The sequence below is a fragment of the Kitasatospora sp. NPDC089797 genome (assembly GCF_040684795.1).
Classification (GTDB): Bacteria; Actinomycetota; Actinomycetes; order Streptomycetales; family Streptomycetaceae; genus Kitasatospora.
The window spans coordinates 148,326-162,957 of the sequence record NZ_JBFBGS010000017.1; the positions used below are offsets into that span (position 1 = coordinate 148,326).

Here is a 14,632-nt window from a genome sequence, read left to right on the forward strand (position 1 = left end):
CGCAGCACCGTATCGACTGTCACACATCACAACCTCCCAGGGGACGAACCGCCGGCGCCCGTGTACGCACCGGTCCTCCTCGAGCCTGCCGCCGGGACGGGGCGGCACGGGTCGGCCGATCGGACCCCGTGCCGGATGAACGGCCGCGGCGGGCGGGGCCGCGCGCGTGACACGCGGGCCCTCCCCCGGTGCGGGGCCCGATCGGCCGACCCGCCGGGCCCCGCTCCCCCGGCACCCTTCGACGAGGACCCGGCCCACAGGCGGTGCCGGCCGTCCCCACCGGGAGGTTGTGATGAGTGGAGGTTGTGATGAGTGACCGACGAAACGTGCGCGCCCGGGCCGCTTCCGGCGCCCTGCCGCTGGTGATCGCCCACCGCGGCGGCGCCGGCGAGGCACCCGAGAACACCATGGCCGCCGTGCACACGGCCCTGGACGCCAGCGCCGACCTGCTGTGGCTCAGCGTCCAGTTCAGTGCGGACCGGGTACCGGTGCTCCACCGGCCCTCCCGGCTGGAGGAATTGACGGACGGCACCGGCACGGTGGGCGAGCACACCGCCCGCACCCTGACCCGCCTGGACGCCGCCCACCACTTCCGGCACCCGAACGGCACCGTCCCCTACCCCCCGCACGACCCGCTCACCGCGCTGCCCACCCTGGAGGCGGCGCTGTGCGCCCTGCCGCCGTACCTGCCCGTCGTCCTGGACCTGAAGTCCCCCGCCCGGCCGGCTCCGGCCGGTGGGCCCCCGCCGCTGACCGCGCTGCTGGACCGCCTGGCGGGCGAGGGCGTGCCCACCTGGTCGCGCATCCTCTTCTACTCCACCCGGGACGCCGACCTCCACGCCCTGCGCGCCCACCCGGACGCCCGCACCTTCGAGCCGCGCGGCACCACCCGCACCCGGCTGCTGCGCGCACGCCTGAGCGGCGGCTTCCCCCACCCGCCGGCCCCGGGGACCTGGGCGGGCTTCGAACTGCGGCGGGACCTCACCGTCGGCGAGTGCTGCGCCCTCGGCCCCTGCTCCAGCAAGGTGCCGGACGCGATGCTGTGGAACCGGTCGGCCGTCGACGGGTTCCACGAACTCCCGGACGTCACCGTGGTGTTCTTCGGCATCGACACCCGCGAGGACTTCGCCACCGCCGCCGCTCTGGGGGCCGACGCCGTCCTCACCGACGTCCCGGCGGCCATGGCGGCCTACCGCAGCGCCCTGGCGGCCTCCCCCGCGCGCGGCTCCGCTCCGACCGGGGCCGTGCGCTGAGACCCGCCCGGCGCCTCCGTTCAAAGGGGGGCCGGGCGGGTCCCGGTGCACGGTCGTCCCGCTGCACGGTCTTCTCAGTGCTCGGTCGTCTCAGCGCACGGTCACGGTGAAGACCGGGGAGGTCACGGAGCCGATGGTCATGCGCAGTTGGTTCACCCCCTTGATGCCGAGCTCCACCCGCATCCGGTAGCCGCCGTGGTGGTCGGTGTGCACCGAGGCGGGCAGCGGGACGAACCTGCCGTGCTGCTCCTGCTGCAGCGTGACGGTGCTGCCCGGGGCGATGCCGCTGGTGGTCCCGGAGACGTGGAACGGGTGCCAGGCCTGCACCGACTTCACCGACGGGACGGCCGTGACGGCCGTGTGCACCGCGGACCTGTGGGCCGGCGCGACGCAGGCGGGGCCGTGCCGGTGGTGCCCGTGCGGGCAGGGACCGCAGCGCGCCGCGTGCCCGGCGGGGGCGCCGCCGGGCTCGGCCGGCACCGCGTTGCCACCCGTCCCGATCGGGACCCAGCGGCCGTCGATCCGCACGTAGTGGATCTGGGCGTCGGTCGGCCCGGAGGTGCTGCCGCCACCGCCCGCTCCGGCAGCGGCGGGCCGCGCGGCGCCGGCCTGCGGGTGCCCGCTCTGTCCGGTGGTCGTCGCCGCTGCGGAGCCGGCCAGGCCCAGGGTGGCGGCGACCGCCGCACCGGCGGCCGCGAACCGCATCGTCCTGTGGTTGCTCCCCATGAATGCGCTCCTCTCGGGGAGGGCGGCGGCCCGCCGCCGCCCGGCCGACCGTGCCGGGGCGCGGTCGGGTCCGGGCGGACGGGTGCCGTCGCTCGGGGTGTGGAACGGAAGGCGGATCCGGGTCGCGGCGCTCGGCCGGTGCCCCCTCCGGGCGCACTCCCCCGGCGCCTCGCACCGGCCGGACACCGAAGCGATCCGGTCCGTCGCCCCCAGCCTGCCGCTTCCCCCGCCCCGCGGTGTCCGCCGTTCGGTCCATGCGGGGGAGGACCCCCGCTCCCCCGGCCGGGGCCCGCTTGCGACCGGGCACTGCGCCCCGGAAGGTGGGCCCATGACCGAGTCCCGACCCGTCCGCCGGGTACCGCCGAGGCCCGCCCCCGCGGCCCGGGCCGACGGGGCGTAGCGGCGTGCGTCCGCCGCCCGGACGGCCGTGGTACCGGTCCGTGCTGCGCAGCGATCCGCTGCCCGGCGCGCTGGTGGTGCTGACCGTGATGACCGGCATGCTGGACGCGATCAGCTACCTCGGGCTGGGCAAGGTGTTCCTGGCGATGATGACGGGCAACGCCATCTTCCTCGGTCTGTCGATCAGCGGGGTGACGGGCTTCTCGACCCTGCGGGTGCTGCTGGCCTTCGCGTGCTTCGCCACCGGGATCGTGCTGGGCACCCGGGCCGGGCGGGTCGCCGAACGACGCGCCCGCCGGCACTGGTTCTTCCACGCGATGGCGGTCGAGCTCCTGGTGCTCGCGGTCGCCACCGGGCTCGCCTTCCTGGTGCCCGCCGCCGGCACGCCCGCCCGGACGGTGGTCATCGCCCTGCTGGCGCTCGCCATGGGCGCGCGCTGCGCCACGGTCCGTCGCCTCGCCGTCCCCGACCTGCCGGTGACCGTCGGGCTGACGGGCACGCTCATCGCCCTCGTCCAGGACTCCCCGCTGACCGGCGGGGCCGACGCGCTCGCGCTGCGCAAGGCCGGTGTGGTGCTGGCGATGCCCCTGGGGGCGGCCCTCGGCGGCCTGCTGATGACCGCGTTCGGGCTGGGCTGGTCGCTGCTGGCGGCGCTCGGCCTGGTGCTGCTCGTCACGGCAGGAGTGTGGTGGCACCCGGCGGGCCCCGCGAGGCGCGGCTGACCGCCGGCGGTCCCGCACGGCCGGACCGCACCGCGGGGCGGACCGGCTCCCTCGGCGGGCGATCGTTGTCCCCCGGCGGATCGGCCGATCCGGGGACCTTGTCGCCGCTCCTCCGTCCATAACGTGGACGGCGGCCCCGCGGACGGCGATCGCCCGACGGCGAACCCTCCCCCGGGGCCGCTCACGACGGAACCGCACGACGGGAGAGAACGATGTCGGTACTGGTGAAGCGCGTGGTGGTCGGGGTGGACGGCTCGCCCGGCAGCCTGGCGGCACTGGAGCGGGCCGCGCACGAGGCGATCCGCCACCACGCCCAGCTGTGCCCGGTCCTGGCCTGGGACCTTTCGGGCGGCGAGGCGCTGCACTCCTCGCAGCCGACCCTGTTCCCCGCCTTCCTCGAAGTGCCCCGACGCGCCGAACGGGAGGCCGAGAAGCGGCTGGCCGAGGCCTGTGACGCCGTTCTCGCCCGGATCCCGGACGAGGTGAACGTCTGCCCCCAGGTCCTCAGGGCGGACCCCGGCCCGGTCCTGGTCGCCTGCTCGCGGCACAGCACCGACCTGCTCGTGCTGGGCGTGGGCGACCACGGGCTCCTGCACCGACTGCGCCGCCGCTCCGCCCGCCGGCACTGCCTGCGGCACGCCCGGTGCCCGGTCCTCGTGGTCGCCGGTCGCGGGCACGGCTGCCGCGCGTCCGGGAGCGAGGGCGGTTGCCGCGCGTCCGGGAGCGAGAGCGGCTGCCGCGCATCCGGGGCCGGGAGCGGGCGAGGCGACCGCGGGCTCACCCCACCGGGCGGCGACCGGGCGACGGCCCTCTCCTCGGCGCGCGAGCTACCGATCCCGATGCGACTGCGGTAGACCGACCCGCCCACCGGCACCGACCGCGGCGATGGGGCCCGGGTCGCCTGGCACAACAGGCCACCCGGGCCCCGCCGTGTCCGGGGGCACCGTCCCCGCACTTCCGAACCCCCCACCCCGACCGCTGGAGCAGTCGTGCTCAACGCCTACCGTGACCTCTTCGCCGTCCCAGGAACCCGCCTGCTGGTGACCGCGGGCCTCGCCGCCCGCGCGCCACGCGCGATGGTGGGCCTGGGGATCGTCGGCATGGTGTGCCAGCGCACCGGGAACTACGCGCTCGCCGGGGCCCTGTGCTGCTGCTACTCGCTCTCCGTCGCCGCGGCCGGCCCGCTGGTCGCCCGCGCCGTCGACCGCCACGGGCAGCGCAGGGCGGCCCGGGCCACCACCGCGGCCGGTTCCGGCGCCCTCGTGGCCCTGCTGCTGTGCAGCGCGCTCGGCGCACCGCTCTGGACACAGTTCCCGTGGGCGGTCGTGGCCGGTGTGCTGCCCAACGTCGGCGGGATGATGCGGGCGCGCTGGCAGGCGCGCTACCGCGAGGGCCCGCGCCTGCACACCGCGTTCTCGATGGAGTCGGTGGCCGACGAGGTCAGTTTCGTCATCGGCCCGATCCTCGCGCTGTCGCTGGCCACCCAGGTGTTCCCGGAGGCCGGGGTGGCGGTCGCGCTGCTCTGCACGCTGGCGGGCACCTGGGTGGTCACGGCCCGGCGCGGCACGGAACCGCCGGCCCGGCCCGTGGAGGGGGCGCACCGGGGCTCGCTGCTGGTGCGCCGTCCCGGGCTCTCCGTGCTGGTGCTCGTGTTCTGCGCCTTCGGCGCCGTCTTCGGCGCGATCGAGGTGATCACCGTCGCCTTCGCCACCGCGCACGGCCACCGGGCGGCGGCCTCCTTCGCCCTGGCCGGGTTCGGCGTGACCAGCGGTACGGCGGGCCTGGTGATGGGGGCCTGCCGGGGGCGGTTCCTGACGCCCCGTCATCTGACGGTCGGGCTCGGCGTGCTGGCCCTGAGCCTGGTTCCGCTGCTCGTCGTCGGATGCCTGCCGGTGCTGGTCGCGGAGCTGCTGCTGACCGGGCTGTTCATCTCCCCGAACGTCATCATCGCCAACGCCCTGGTGGAGCGGATCGTCCCGCAGTCCCGACTCAACGAGGGCCTCACCTGGCTGCTGTCGGGCACCAGTCTCGGGGTGTCGCTGGGCTCGCTGGTCGGCGGTCTCGCGGTGGACCGGGTCGGCACCCCCACGGCGTACGCGGTGCCGGTGGCCTTCGGCCTGGGCAGCGCCCTGATCGCCGCCGCCGGCTGCCGGCTCCTGGGCCGGGCCGTGCGGCGGCCGTCCCGCCCCTGCGCGGGGACGGCCCCGGACCGGGCGGCCGTTCCGGACCGGGCCGCCGTCACCGACGCCGAGGAGGACGTGCCGAGCCCGGCGGCCCGCTGAGCCCCGACGGGCGGCGCCCGCCCGACCGCGTTCGGAAGCGGTCCTCAGCGCACGCCCGTGCTCCCGCTCAGCGGCACCGCCGCCGTCCGCACGGCGACGGGCACGACGGCGAGCACGACGGCGAGCACGACAGCGAACACGACGGCACCCGGGGCGATGTGCCCCGGGCGCCGTCGTGCCCGGCGGGCCGTCTCCGGCGGTGCCGGTCGGCCGGACCCGTCACGCGGGCCGCTGCCCCGCCTCCGGGACCACCACCACCTGGCAGCCGGCGTGCTTCATGCAGTGCCTGGCCGTGGGGCCGATCCGCGGCCCGAACACCCGGCGGCGCCGGGTCCCCAGCACCAGCAGGGCGGCGCCCCGCGACCGGCCGGTCAGTTCCTCCTGGGTGTTGCCGAGCAGCAGTCGCCGGCGGACCGGTACGGCGGGCCGGTCCCCGACCACCTCCGCGACGGTCCGGGCGAGCGTGCGCCCCGCCGCCGCCTGTTCCGCCCGGACGTCCGGCCGGGCCATCGCCGCGCCGTACATCACCGGGTAGAGCCAGCAGGTCACCGCCTCCACCTCGCCGCCGGTCGCCCAGGCCTCCTCGACCGCCCAGGCCAGCGCCCGCCGCGAGGCCGGGGAACCGTCGACCCCGACCACGATCCGGCGCCCTCCCGTGGGGCGGGTGCCCGGCGCGGCGTGCCCGCGTCCCGTCTCCGTGGACCTCATGGCTCACACCTCCTCGGCCGGCGCGACCAGCACCGGGCACGTCGCGTGCTGCACGCAGTGCCGGCGCACCGGGTGCCGGTGCAGCCAGGCGGGCTTGCGGGCGCTCGTGCCGACGACCAGCATCGTGTGGTCGTCGGTCGCGCAGTCGACCAGGACCGCGCCCGGCTCGCCGCGGATCACCTCGGGTTCGACCACCAGGCCGGGGAAGTCGTCGGCCAGCGCCTGTTCGCAGGCCTGGGCCAGCCGGAACTCGGCCGCCTCCACCCAGATCCGCCGGTACGCGGGCGGCGACGGCCAGCGCCGTTCGAGGCCCTCGCCCTCCGGCGGCGCGAACACCAGCACCGGCCGCAGCACGGCGCCGCGGCGTTCCGCCTCGTCCGCGCCGAGCCGCAGGGCCGCCCGGCCGGCGGCCGAACCGTCCACCCCGACGATGACCTGCTTCACCTCTGTGACCATGGCTGTTCAGCCTCTCTTCCGTGCTCTGTGGACACCCTCCACGCTAGGAAGCGCAGGCCCGCGCCGAAGTCCTCCGATCGGTGGTCGGGACGGGTGACGGCCGGCCGCCGGACACCCACGCCCCGGTCGCCGCCTCCCCCGGCGACCCCTGTCCGCTGCCACCGGCGACCGGCGGCGCCGACGTCCTCCGGCCGGTCCGCCGATCGGCGGACCGGACCGGGCCCGTCGGATTCCTAACGTGGTGGGTGGCCCCCCGGTCCGGGGCCGCAGCCGAGTGCAGGGGCAACCCCTGCCGGAGTCCGAGGAGGACGAGAGATGTCGATGATCGTCGAGCGCGTCGTGGTCGGTGTGGACGGTTCCGAGGGGAGCCTGGCGGCCCTGGAGCTGGCCGCCGAGGAGGCGGCCCGCCACCACGCGCAGCTGTGCCCCGTCCTGGCCTGGGACGTCCCGGGCGGCGAGGCCATGCCCTCCTCGCAGCCGGTGCCGTTCCCGACCTTCGAGGACACCGTCCGGCAGTGCGAGCAGCGGGCCGAGCGCCGGATGGCGAAGGCCTGCGAGGCCGTCCTCGCCTCGCTCCCGGCCGATGTCGAGGTCCGCCCCAGCGTGCTGCGGGCCCAGCCCGGGCCCGCCCTGGTCGCGCTCGCCCGGCACGACACCGACATGCTCGTGGTCGGCGTCGGACACCGCTCCCTGGGCGAACGGCTGCGTCACCGTTCGACCCGCCGGTACTGCCTCAAGCACGCCGAGTGCCCGGTGATGGTGGTGACCGACGAGCCGTCCACCACCGGGCGGGACGACGGGCCGACCTGCGGGCCGGCGGCGGCCGCCGACCGCGACCTGCCCACCACCGGACCCCGCTGAGGGCCGGGCCGAAGCCACCGGAAGGGAACGCCCATGAGCACCACCATCACCCGCGTCGTGGTCGGGGTCGACGGCTCCCGGGACAGCCTGCTGGCCCTGCGGACGGCCGCCGAGGAGGCCCGCCGCCACCGGGCGGAACTGAAGCCCGTGATCGCCTACTCCTCGCCGCAGGGCGAGTACCTGGACTTCCGCTTCCCGCCCGAGGGCGGGATGGCCAAGCTGCTGCACGACAAGGCGCGCGACCGCCTGATCACGTGCTGCGCCCGGGCCCTCGGCGGTGCACCGGAGGACCTGACCTGCTCACCCGTCGCCGTGCTCGGCCCGGTGGGCCCCGTCCTGGTCGGCATGGCCCGGAACGCGGGCACCCTGCTGGTCATCGGCGGCGGCTCGCACGGGCTGCTCCACCGGCTGACCGAGAGCTCCGTCCGCAACTACTGCGTCCGGCACCACCAGGGGCCGGTCCTGGTGGTCCCGCTGCCGGGTGCCGTCCCCGCCGAGGACCGGTGGGCGGAGCGGGACGTCCCGGGCGGCGCCCCGACCACCCCGGGGCCGTGGCCGGGCCGGTCACCGGCCGGTGGGGCGCGGTCCGAGCGCCTGTGACTCGACCCTCGGCAGGATCACCACCCCCACCACCACGAGCGCCGCGCCGACGGACGCCGGGAGCAGCCACCACCCGGTGCGCACGTCCTCCCGGTACAGCATCAGGCCCAGGACGAGGCTGATCACGGCGTCGCCCAGGGTGAGTGCCGGCTGGGAGGCCAGCAGCGGGCCCGATTCGACCGCGTTGGACAGCAGGAACAGCGAGCAGACGCCCACCCCGGCGAAGCCGTAGGTCTGCCAGCAGGTGAGGAAGGCGACGACGCCGTGCCCGGCGGTCGCGGTGGCGGACTTCAGCAGCGCGGCGGTCAGCGCGTAGCCGATCGCCGCCGCGGTGCCGAACAGGGCGGCACGGGCCCTGCCCCGGCCGAACCGCAGTGCGGTCAGCACGCACCCGGCCGTCGCACCGCCCGCGGCCACCAGGGTGGGCAGCCACAGCACCATCGGCGCGTGGTCCCGGCCGCCGGACGGGCTCGCCGCGCCCAGGGCCAGGGCGATGCCGACGGTCACCGAGCCGATCCCCCACCAGCCCGACGGCGGCAGTCGGCGCCGGAAGGCGGCACAGGCGATCAGCAGCACGAAGGGCAGTTCGATGACGAAGATCGGCTGGACCAGGGCCAGGGAGCCCATCGCCAGCGCCAGCGCCTGGAAGAGCGCCGCGCCCAGCACCGCCGCCATCCCGCCGAGCCAGACCCGGTCCCGCAGCAGGTCACGCATCAGCCGCAGGCTGAACGCGTCGCGGTGCGGCACGTCCCGGGCGGCGGCGCGCTGGAGCACCATCGCGGAGGCGTTGCTGAGCGCGGCCAGCACGGCGAAGGCGACGGCGAGCCAGGTCACCGGGCCGGGCCCCGGTGGCCTCCGGGCCCCGGTGTCGGAGGCCACCCCTCGCTCCGGGCCGCGCGGGAGCGGGCGGTGTCGGCGGCGACCGCGGCGAGCCAGGCCTCCGTGTCGGCCACCAGCAGGGCTTCGGCCGGCGCCGGGTCGGCGTGCCCGTGATCGGTGGGCCCCGTCGACCCCGGGCCCTCGGCGGCCGGGCCGGGGCGGCCCCGGTCCCCTGCCCCGCCCGCGCGCAGCTCGGCCGCCGCCCGTTCGCAGGCCGCGCGGACCAGGTCCGCCCCGGCGGTGAGGCGCTCGACGACGGCCGGTGCCGCGGCGGCCACGGCCGGACCGGCGGCCTCGTGCCGGGCCAGCAGCAGCGAACCGCCGGTGAGGACGTCGTAGCCGACGAGCATGCTCGCCCCCCACGGCGGGTCGCCGACCGTCCGGTACATCCGCTCGCCCCGGTACTGCAGGTGGGTGCTCTGGGCGAGCAGCAGGGCCCGCCGGGTCGCCGCCAGCGGCGCCGTCGGGGGCACCGGCCCTCCGCAGAGCCGGTCGGTGACGGCACGGACGCCCTCACCGCTGCGGACGAGCAGGTCGGCGACGTCGGAGCGGAGCTGGCCGTGCGCACCCCTGGGCCAGGCCACCAGCGCGGCGGCCGTCCCGATCAGTCCGCCCACCAGCACGTTGACGACGCGCAGGGTGGGGATGCCCCAGTCGGCGTCCGTGACCTGGCCGAAGATCAGCACCATCGCCAGGGTGATCATCCCCTGGATCCACCACGGCTTCAGCAACGGGCAGACGGTGAAGCCGACCAGGAAGGCGATCGGGGTCACCACGGCGTAGAAGGCCGGGTTGTGCCCGACGAGCGTCAGCATCGCCACCGAGACCAGGGCGCCGCCGACGGTCCCGACCACCGACGGGACCAGGGCGGTGCGGGTGTCCGCGGCGGAGGTGCGCATCAGGCTGAGCAGGGCCAGCAGGACCCAGAACCCGTGCGGCAGGTCGAGCGCCCCCACCACCAGCCGGGCGACCGCGAGGGCGACGGCCAGCCGCACCGCGTTCTGGAACAGCACCGACCGGGGGTGCAGGTGCAGCCGCAGCCGGGCCAGCAGCCAGGCGGGAGCGGACAGCACGGCGTAGCCGAACGGGCCGGAGGCGTCGCGGCCGGCGGGCAGGCGGTCGCCGAGCGCGATCCGGCTCGCCCGGTCCGCGACCAGCACGGCCTCGGCGAGCGCGCGCAGCGTGGCGTCCCGCCGCTGCTCGGCGCCGGGCCCGCCGGCGGCGGCGCGCTGCTCCCGGCGGCCGTCGAAATCCCTTACCAGAAGGGCGAGTTCGCTGGTGTCGCCGTCCCGGGCGGCGGTCCGCAGGTTGGCCGCGGTCCGTTCCAGGGCCGCCGCCGCGCCCGCCAGTAGGGGGCCGGCGTCCGGACCGGACCCGGCACCGGTCTCGACCACGTCGGTGATCCGCCCGCCGAGGTAGGCCAGCGCCACCCGGGTGTGGGTGAGGCCGCGGTCGCGCCGTGAGACCGAGGTCGGCCGCGCGTCGGGGGGCGTCTCGCCGAGCAGGGCGGCCCGCTGCGCCTCGTCGACGCGCCGCCGGGCGTCCGCGAGGTCCGACCGCTCGCCGGGGCCGGCACCCGCGGCGGCGCAGTAGGCGGCGAGGGCCGCCGCCACCTCGGCCAGGCGCAGCCGGTAGGGGGCGGGCGGCGGGTCGGCCGGGAGCAGTTGGTCCACCAGCACGGTCAGCAGGATGCCGACGGTGATCCCGACCAGCCGGGAGCCGAGTTGGCCGGGTTCGTACGGCGGGAAGCACGGGAGCACGTAGGAGAGCTGGACCGCCGCGGCGAGCACGGCGGGGCGCGGGCCGACGACCTCCAGGAGCGACGCGAGGAAGCCGACGACCAGCAGGCCGAGTGCCGCGGCCCAGTGGGTGACGGCGAGCAGCGTCCCGGCCGTCACCATCAGCCAGGCGACCGGCAGCACCGCCAGCAGCACACCGGCCCGGGCCCGCGGCGGTCCGGGCAGCTTGGCGAAGAGCACCAGCGGCAGGGTGCCGAAGATGCTGTACAGCGCCGTCTGGGGCCGGCCGAGGCCGTAGTCCAGGACGTAGAAGCCGGTGCAGCCCGCCAGGACGAGCCACAGCGCACGGCGGAACGTGCCGCGCGCGGCGTCGCCCCGCAGCGGTCGCGGCAGCCGCGCCGACCAGGGCGGTCCGGGGGTGCCCGGGTCGGTCCGGGTGGCGCGCTCGCCGGTCCCGGTCACGCGACGGCCCTGGTCACGACGGCCTCCCGGGCTCGCTGGCGGGTGCGGTCCCGGGCGGGGTCCGCGGGACCTGCGGTCCTGCCCAGGCTCACGCCCCCCGTGGGGCTCGGCAAGCACGGGCGGGCGCCTGGGTGAACCGGTGCCGGACGCCCCGAGGAGTCACCCGGAGGTGAGCGCGCCGCCCGGTGCGCCGGTGCCTGCGGCCCCGGCCGGCATCCTGACCTCGATGGTGGTGGAGCGGTGCGGCTCGCTCGTCACGAGGAAGCGGCCGCCCGCGCTCTCCACCCGGACGTAGTGGCTGGCGAGGCCGATGTGGCCGCCGCGCAGCTTGCTCCACACCACGGCGGGGTCGAAGCCCACCCCGTCGTCCCGGACCGTCAGCACGGTGTCGGGCCCGCTGCGCCGCAGGGTCAGCCAGACGTTGCGGGCCCGGGCGTGCTTGACGGTGTTGGTGAGCAGTTCGCGGGCGGCCGAGTAGAGCAGGCCCTGTTCGTGCACCGGGCCGGTGGGCGGCAGGTCGTAGTGCACCGTGAAGCCGCCGCGCCGGGCGGAGCGCTCCCCCAGCGCCCGCAGCGCGGCCGCCAGCCCCGCCGCCGCCAGCACCTGGGGGTGCAGGTCGAAGGTGACGTCCCGGATCTCCTGGACGGTCCGGCGCAGCTCGTCCTCGACCCGGTCCAGCTCCGGCGAGGGGGCCGCCTGGCGGGCGTCCTCCAGGTCCTGGAGGGCCGCCAGCAGGTTCTGCACGGCGCTGTCGTGCAGCGCGTCCGCCAGCTCGGTCCGTTCGCGGGCCTCGGCGGCGAGCGCGTCGCGCAGCAGGGCCTCGCGGGTGTCCAGGAGCTGGGAGACCGCCCTGGCCTGCCGTCGCAGCAGCCAGGCGATGAGCACGCAGCCCAGCACGTCCCACAGCAGGTAGGCCTCGTCCACCACCACGAGCCAGTTCCGCGTCGCGTCGCCGCGCGCCAGCACCGGGACGGCCAGCAGCGCGTACGCCAGCACGCAGGCGCCGCCGAGCCAGGCGGTGACGGCCGGGAGCTGCCAGAGCACACTGGCCATCGGCAGGACGTAGTAGGCGTAGCGCACCGCCGAGTCCTGCCCGCCGGAGAGGGCCGCGAGCAGGCTGACCGCGGCGATGTCGACGGTGGCGGCCCACACCGCCGTGCGCAGCCCGCCGAGCGGGTCCCGGCGCACCGCGACCAGGCGCAGCACCGCCCAGGCGGCGTAGCCCGCGACCGCGACGAAGTACCAGGGGCTGATCCGGTGCCCCGCCCAGTCCCAGCCGGCCAGCAGCAACGGCACCAGGAACGGCAGCCGCAGCCAGGCGACGTAGCGGGCGGTCAGCTCGGACATCCCGCCGAGTTGCTGCTCGCGCCAGCGCGTCGTCATGGTCCACCGTCCGGACGGGTTCGCAGGACCGGCCACGGCGGGCGGCACGGCCCCGCGGCCCGGACTGCCACGCTACGCGGCCCGCCGGGGCGCCGCGCCCCGGCCGTCCCGGCACCGGGGCCCGCCGCCGGCCGGTCCGGCGCACGGTCCGGTCCGCTCCACCGCAGCGACCGACGCACCAGCGGGTCGGTCGGTGCCACGACCCGGGCACGGGCACCGGGACGCACCGGACCGGTGGAGGTGGACGGCGGTGACGGCCAGCACGCCGCCGAGGACGTTGAGCAGGACCCGCACCGCTCCGGCGGACCAGCTCATGGGCTTCGCCATGTCCTCGAGCAGGATCAGCAGCGGCGGCGCGCACATCGCCCAGTAGAGGTAGTTGGCGGGCCGCACGGTGAACGCGGCCAGGGCGCAGCAGCCGGTGACGACGGCGAGGACCGGCGGTGACGGGGCGAGGAGGAGGACGGCGGTGACGGCCACGGCGCCGACGGAGTTCCCCACCACCCGTTTGCCCGCCTTCACGCCGGTGGCGGTGCAGCTGACCTGCGAGCTGATCAGCACCGAGGTGACCAGCCAGTGGCCCTCGCCGCGGATCGCGCCCAGACCGGTGAGGACGGCCGTCGTGGCGGCGACGAGCAGGCCGAGCCGGACGGCCCGGCCGCGTCGGGCCGCCCGCTGCTCCGCCCGGGGGACGCCGCTGCCCGGTCCGGCGGGCCGGCGTGCTGTTCGGCGGGAGCGCGAGCGGAGCGCCCTCCCGCCGAACAGGACGGCGGCCAGCAGCGCCAGCCAGGCGCCGCCGAGCAGTTGCAGCGCCCCGGCGAAGCCGACCACCCGGCCCGATCCGTCGACGCCGATGATCAGCAGGGCGAGCGCGGCGTTCGCACCGAGCGCGGGCCACAGCGCCCCGGCCACGGCGGCGGCGGTGATGAGCACGGCGCCGGCCCACGGCAGCCCGACGGCGTACACCGACCAGACCCCGGCCAGGGTGACGGCGGCGGTGCGCAGCCCGATCGCCCCGGCCCGTGCCCGCAGGCCCCCGGTGAGCGAGGGGATGGCGACGAACAGTGCGGCCGTGGCGACGTCGGCGCCCTCCGCCGGGTGCCCGCCGAGGACGCCGAGCAGCAGCGGGACGGCGATGCCGAGCCCGGCGACCAGCCCGTAGGTGAGGTCCGCGGGGTTCTCGGGTCGCCAGCGGAGGCCGGCCAGGGCCGCTGCCCGCAGTCCGGCCGCGGTCGCGGCGGCGGCGGCGCGGATCCGCGGGCCGCCACCGCACCGGGCGGTCCCGAGGACCGCCGTGGCCTCGCCGCCCGGCCGACGGCTCACCGGCCCGCCCGCCCTGCCGCCCGCCGGGCGGAGCGGGCAGAGCGGGCGGACCGGCGCGACCGTCCGGCGGCGGGGTTCGCGTCTGCGGCGGGCTCCTCCCCGGGCCGGACCAGGAACACCGGGCAGCGGGCGGTCCTGACGCACTGCCAGGCCGTCGACGGCCCGGAGACGATCCGGCGCAGGCGGCCGCGGGCGGGCGCCCCGAGGACGATGAGGTCACCGGCCGAGGTGGCCGTGGCCGCGAGCTTCGCGCCCACCGCCCCGTGCACGATCCGCCGGACGATCTGCGGCCGGTTCTCGCCGAAGTCGGCCAGCGCCCGCGCGCAGGCGTCGTCCAGCAGGGCCTCGGCGCGCCGGTCCCAGATCCGGGGCAGCGCCGTCGCCGAGGCGTCGTCCAGGGAGGCGCCCGCGCCGTCGGGCAGGGTCACCCCGGTCACCAGCCACAGCGGCAGGCCCCGGCAGGTCGCGACCCACGCCGCTCGGCGCAGCGCGGCCAGGCTGGCGGGTGAACCGTCGACGCCGACGATGACGCGGTCGGTGGAGGTGGTCATGGGGTGGCTCCCTTCGGTGCTTCCCGCGCCTGCGCCACCGGTGAGGCGGCATGCGGGAGTCCTCGGCGGCACCCGCGGTGCCGTCGGGGTGGCGGGGATCGGCTGTCCGGGACCACCAGCGGCCCCGGCTGCCGTCCACCGTACGAAGGGCGTCGGGCCGGCCGGGTCGGCCGATCGGCGGAGCACGCGGTGGACGACGGCCGGCCGTCGTCGTCGGACGGGCGCCCCGGCGGGCGAACCGTGCGGCAGCGCGGGCACGAGCGACTGCGGCTGCCAGGCGGGCAGTTC

The 14,632-nt window shown here is 77.2% G+C and carries 14 protein-coding genes; 6 read left to right on the forward strand and 8 right to left on the reverse strand.

Annotated features, from left to right (window positions below; genetic code table 11):
* The first annotated feature begins 308 nt into the window (after positions 1-308).
* The gene (locus tag AB0O91_RS16075) at positions 309-1,253 is read left to right on the forward strand and encodes a glycerophosphodiester phosphodiesterase family protein (protein ID WP_363432722.1); all 945 of its coding nucleotides are present in this window, start codon (positions 309-311) and stop codon (positions 1,251-1,253) included.
* Between the two features lie 90 nt (positions 1,254-1,343).
* On the opposite strand, the gene AB0O91_RS16080 is transcribed toward AB0O91_RS16075, so the two are convergent.
* Complete coding sequence (locus tag AB0O91_RS16080) at positions 1,344-1,979, reverse strand: hypothetical protein (protein WP_363432723.1); 636 nt, start codon at positions 1,977-1,979, stop codon at positions 1,344-1,346.
* A gap of 440 nt (positions 1,980-2,419) precedes the next feature.
* On the opposite strand from AB0O91_RS16080, the gene AB0O91_RS16085 reads away from it, so the two are divergent.
* From AB0O91_RS16085 to AB0O91_RS16095, 3 genes are all read left to right on the forward strand, one after another.
* Positions 2,420-3,100 (forward strand): YoaK family protein, encoded by a 681-nt coding sequence (locus AB0O91_RS16085; protein ID WP_363432725.1) that lies wholly within the window; start codon positions 2,420-2,422, stop codon positions 3,098-3,100.
* Positions 3,101-3,312: 212 nt separating this feature from the next.
* Positions 3,313-3,954: a universal stress protein gene (locus AB0O91_RS16090; protein WP_363432728.1), complete on the forward strand. Its 642-nt coding sequence runs from the start codon at positions 3,313-3,315 to the stop codon at positions 3,952-3,954.
* Positions 3,955-4,089: 135 nt separating this feature from the next.
* Positions 4,090-5,382, forward strand: a complete 1,293-nt coding sequence (locus AB0O91_RS16095; RefSeq protein WP_363432730.1) for an MFS transporter — start codon at positions 4,090-4,092, stop codon at positions 5,380-5,382.
* 219 nt (positions 5,383-5,601) lie between these two features.
* On the opposite strand, the gene AB0O91_RS16100 is transcribed toward AB0O91_RS16095, so the two are convergent.
* Positions 5,602-6,090 carry a universal stress protein gene (locus tag AB0O91_RS16100; protein WP_363432732.1) on the reverse strand — a complete coding sequence of 163 codons (489 nt, stop codon included), beginning with the start codon at positions 6,088-6,090 and terminating at the stop codon, positions 5,602-5,604.
* Between the two features lie 3 nt (positions 6,091-6,093).
* Positions 6,094-6,546: a universal stress protein gene (locus AB0O91_RS16105; RefSeq protein ID WP_363432735.1), complete on the reverse strand. Its 453-nt coding sequence runs from the start codon at positions 6,544-6,546 to the stop codon at positions 6,094-6,096.
* Between the two features lie 315 nt (positions 6,547-6,861).
* Here AB0O91_RS16105 and AB0O91_RS16110 point away from each other — a divergent pair, with 315 nt between their 5' ends.
* Together AB0O91_RS16110 and AB0O91_RS16115 are read left to right on the forward strand one after the other, a co-directional pair.
* Positions 6,862-7,407: a universal stress protein gene (locus AB0O91_RS16110; protein WP_363432737.1), complete on the forward strand. Its 546-nt coding sequence runs from the start codon at positions 6,862-6,864 to the stop codon at positions 7,405-7,407.
* Positions 7,408-7,440: 33 nt separating this feature from the next.
* Entirely contained in the window at positions 7,441-8,007 is a 567-nt protein-coding gene (locus AB0O91_RS16115) for a universal stress protein (RefSeq protein WP_363432740.1), read from the forward strand.
* Here the strand turns inward: AB0O91_RS16115 and AB0O91_RS16120 are convergent.
* From AB0O91_RS16120 to AB0O91_RS16140, 5 genes are all read right to left on the reverse strand, one after another.
* Positions 7,972-8,841 carry a DMT family transporter gene (locus AB0O91_RS16120; protein WP_363432742.1) on the reverse strand — a complete coding sequence of 290 codons (870 nt, stop codon included), beginning with the start codon at positions 8,839-8,841 and terminating at the stop codon, positions 7,972-7,974. The two genes, AB0O91_RS16115 and AB0O91_RS16120, sit on opposite strands and share 36 nt — an antisense overlap.
* Positions 8,838-11,087: an FUSC family protein gene (locus AB0O91_RS16125; RefSeq protein ID WP_363432744.1), complete on the reverse strand. Its 2,250-nt coding sequence runs from the start codon at positions 11,085-11,087 to the stop codon at positions 8,838-8,840. Before AB0O91_RS16125 ends, AB0O91_RS16120 begins: the two co-directional genes overlap by 4 nt.
* A 159-nt stretch (positions 11,088-11,246) precedes the next feature.
* A complete protein-coding gene (locus AB0O91_RS16130; protein ID WP_363432747.1) occupies positions 11,247-12,470 on the reverse strand; it encodes an ATP-binding protein in 1,224 nt (407 codons plus the stop codon).
* 72 nt (positions 12,471-12,542) lie between these two features.
* Positions 12,543-13,793, reverse strand: a complete 1,251-nt coding sequence (locus AB0O91_RS16135) for an FUSC family protein (protein WP_363432750.1) — start codon at positions 13,791-13,793, stop codon at positions 12,543-12,545.
* Positions 13,790-14,344 (reverse strand): universal stress protein, encoded by a 555-nt coding sequence (locus AB0O91_RS16140; RefSeq protein ID WP_363432753.1) that lies wholly within the window; start codon positions 14,342-14,344, stop codon positions 13,790-13,792. The genes AB0O91_RS16135 and AB0O91_RS16140 overlap by 4 nt, the downstream gene beginning before the upstream one ends.
* Positions 14,345-14,632 lie beyond the last annotated feature (288 nt).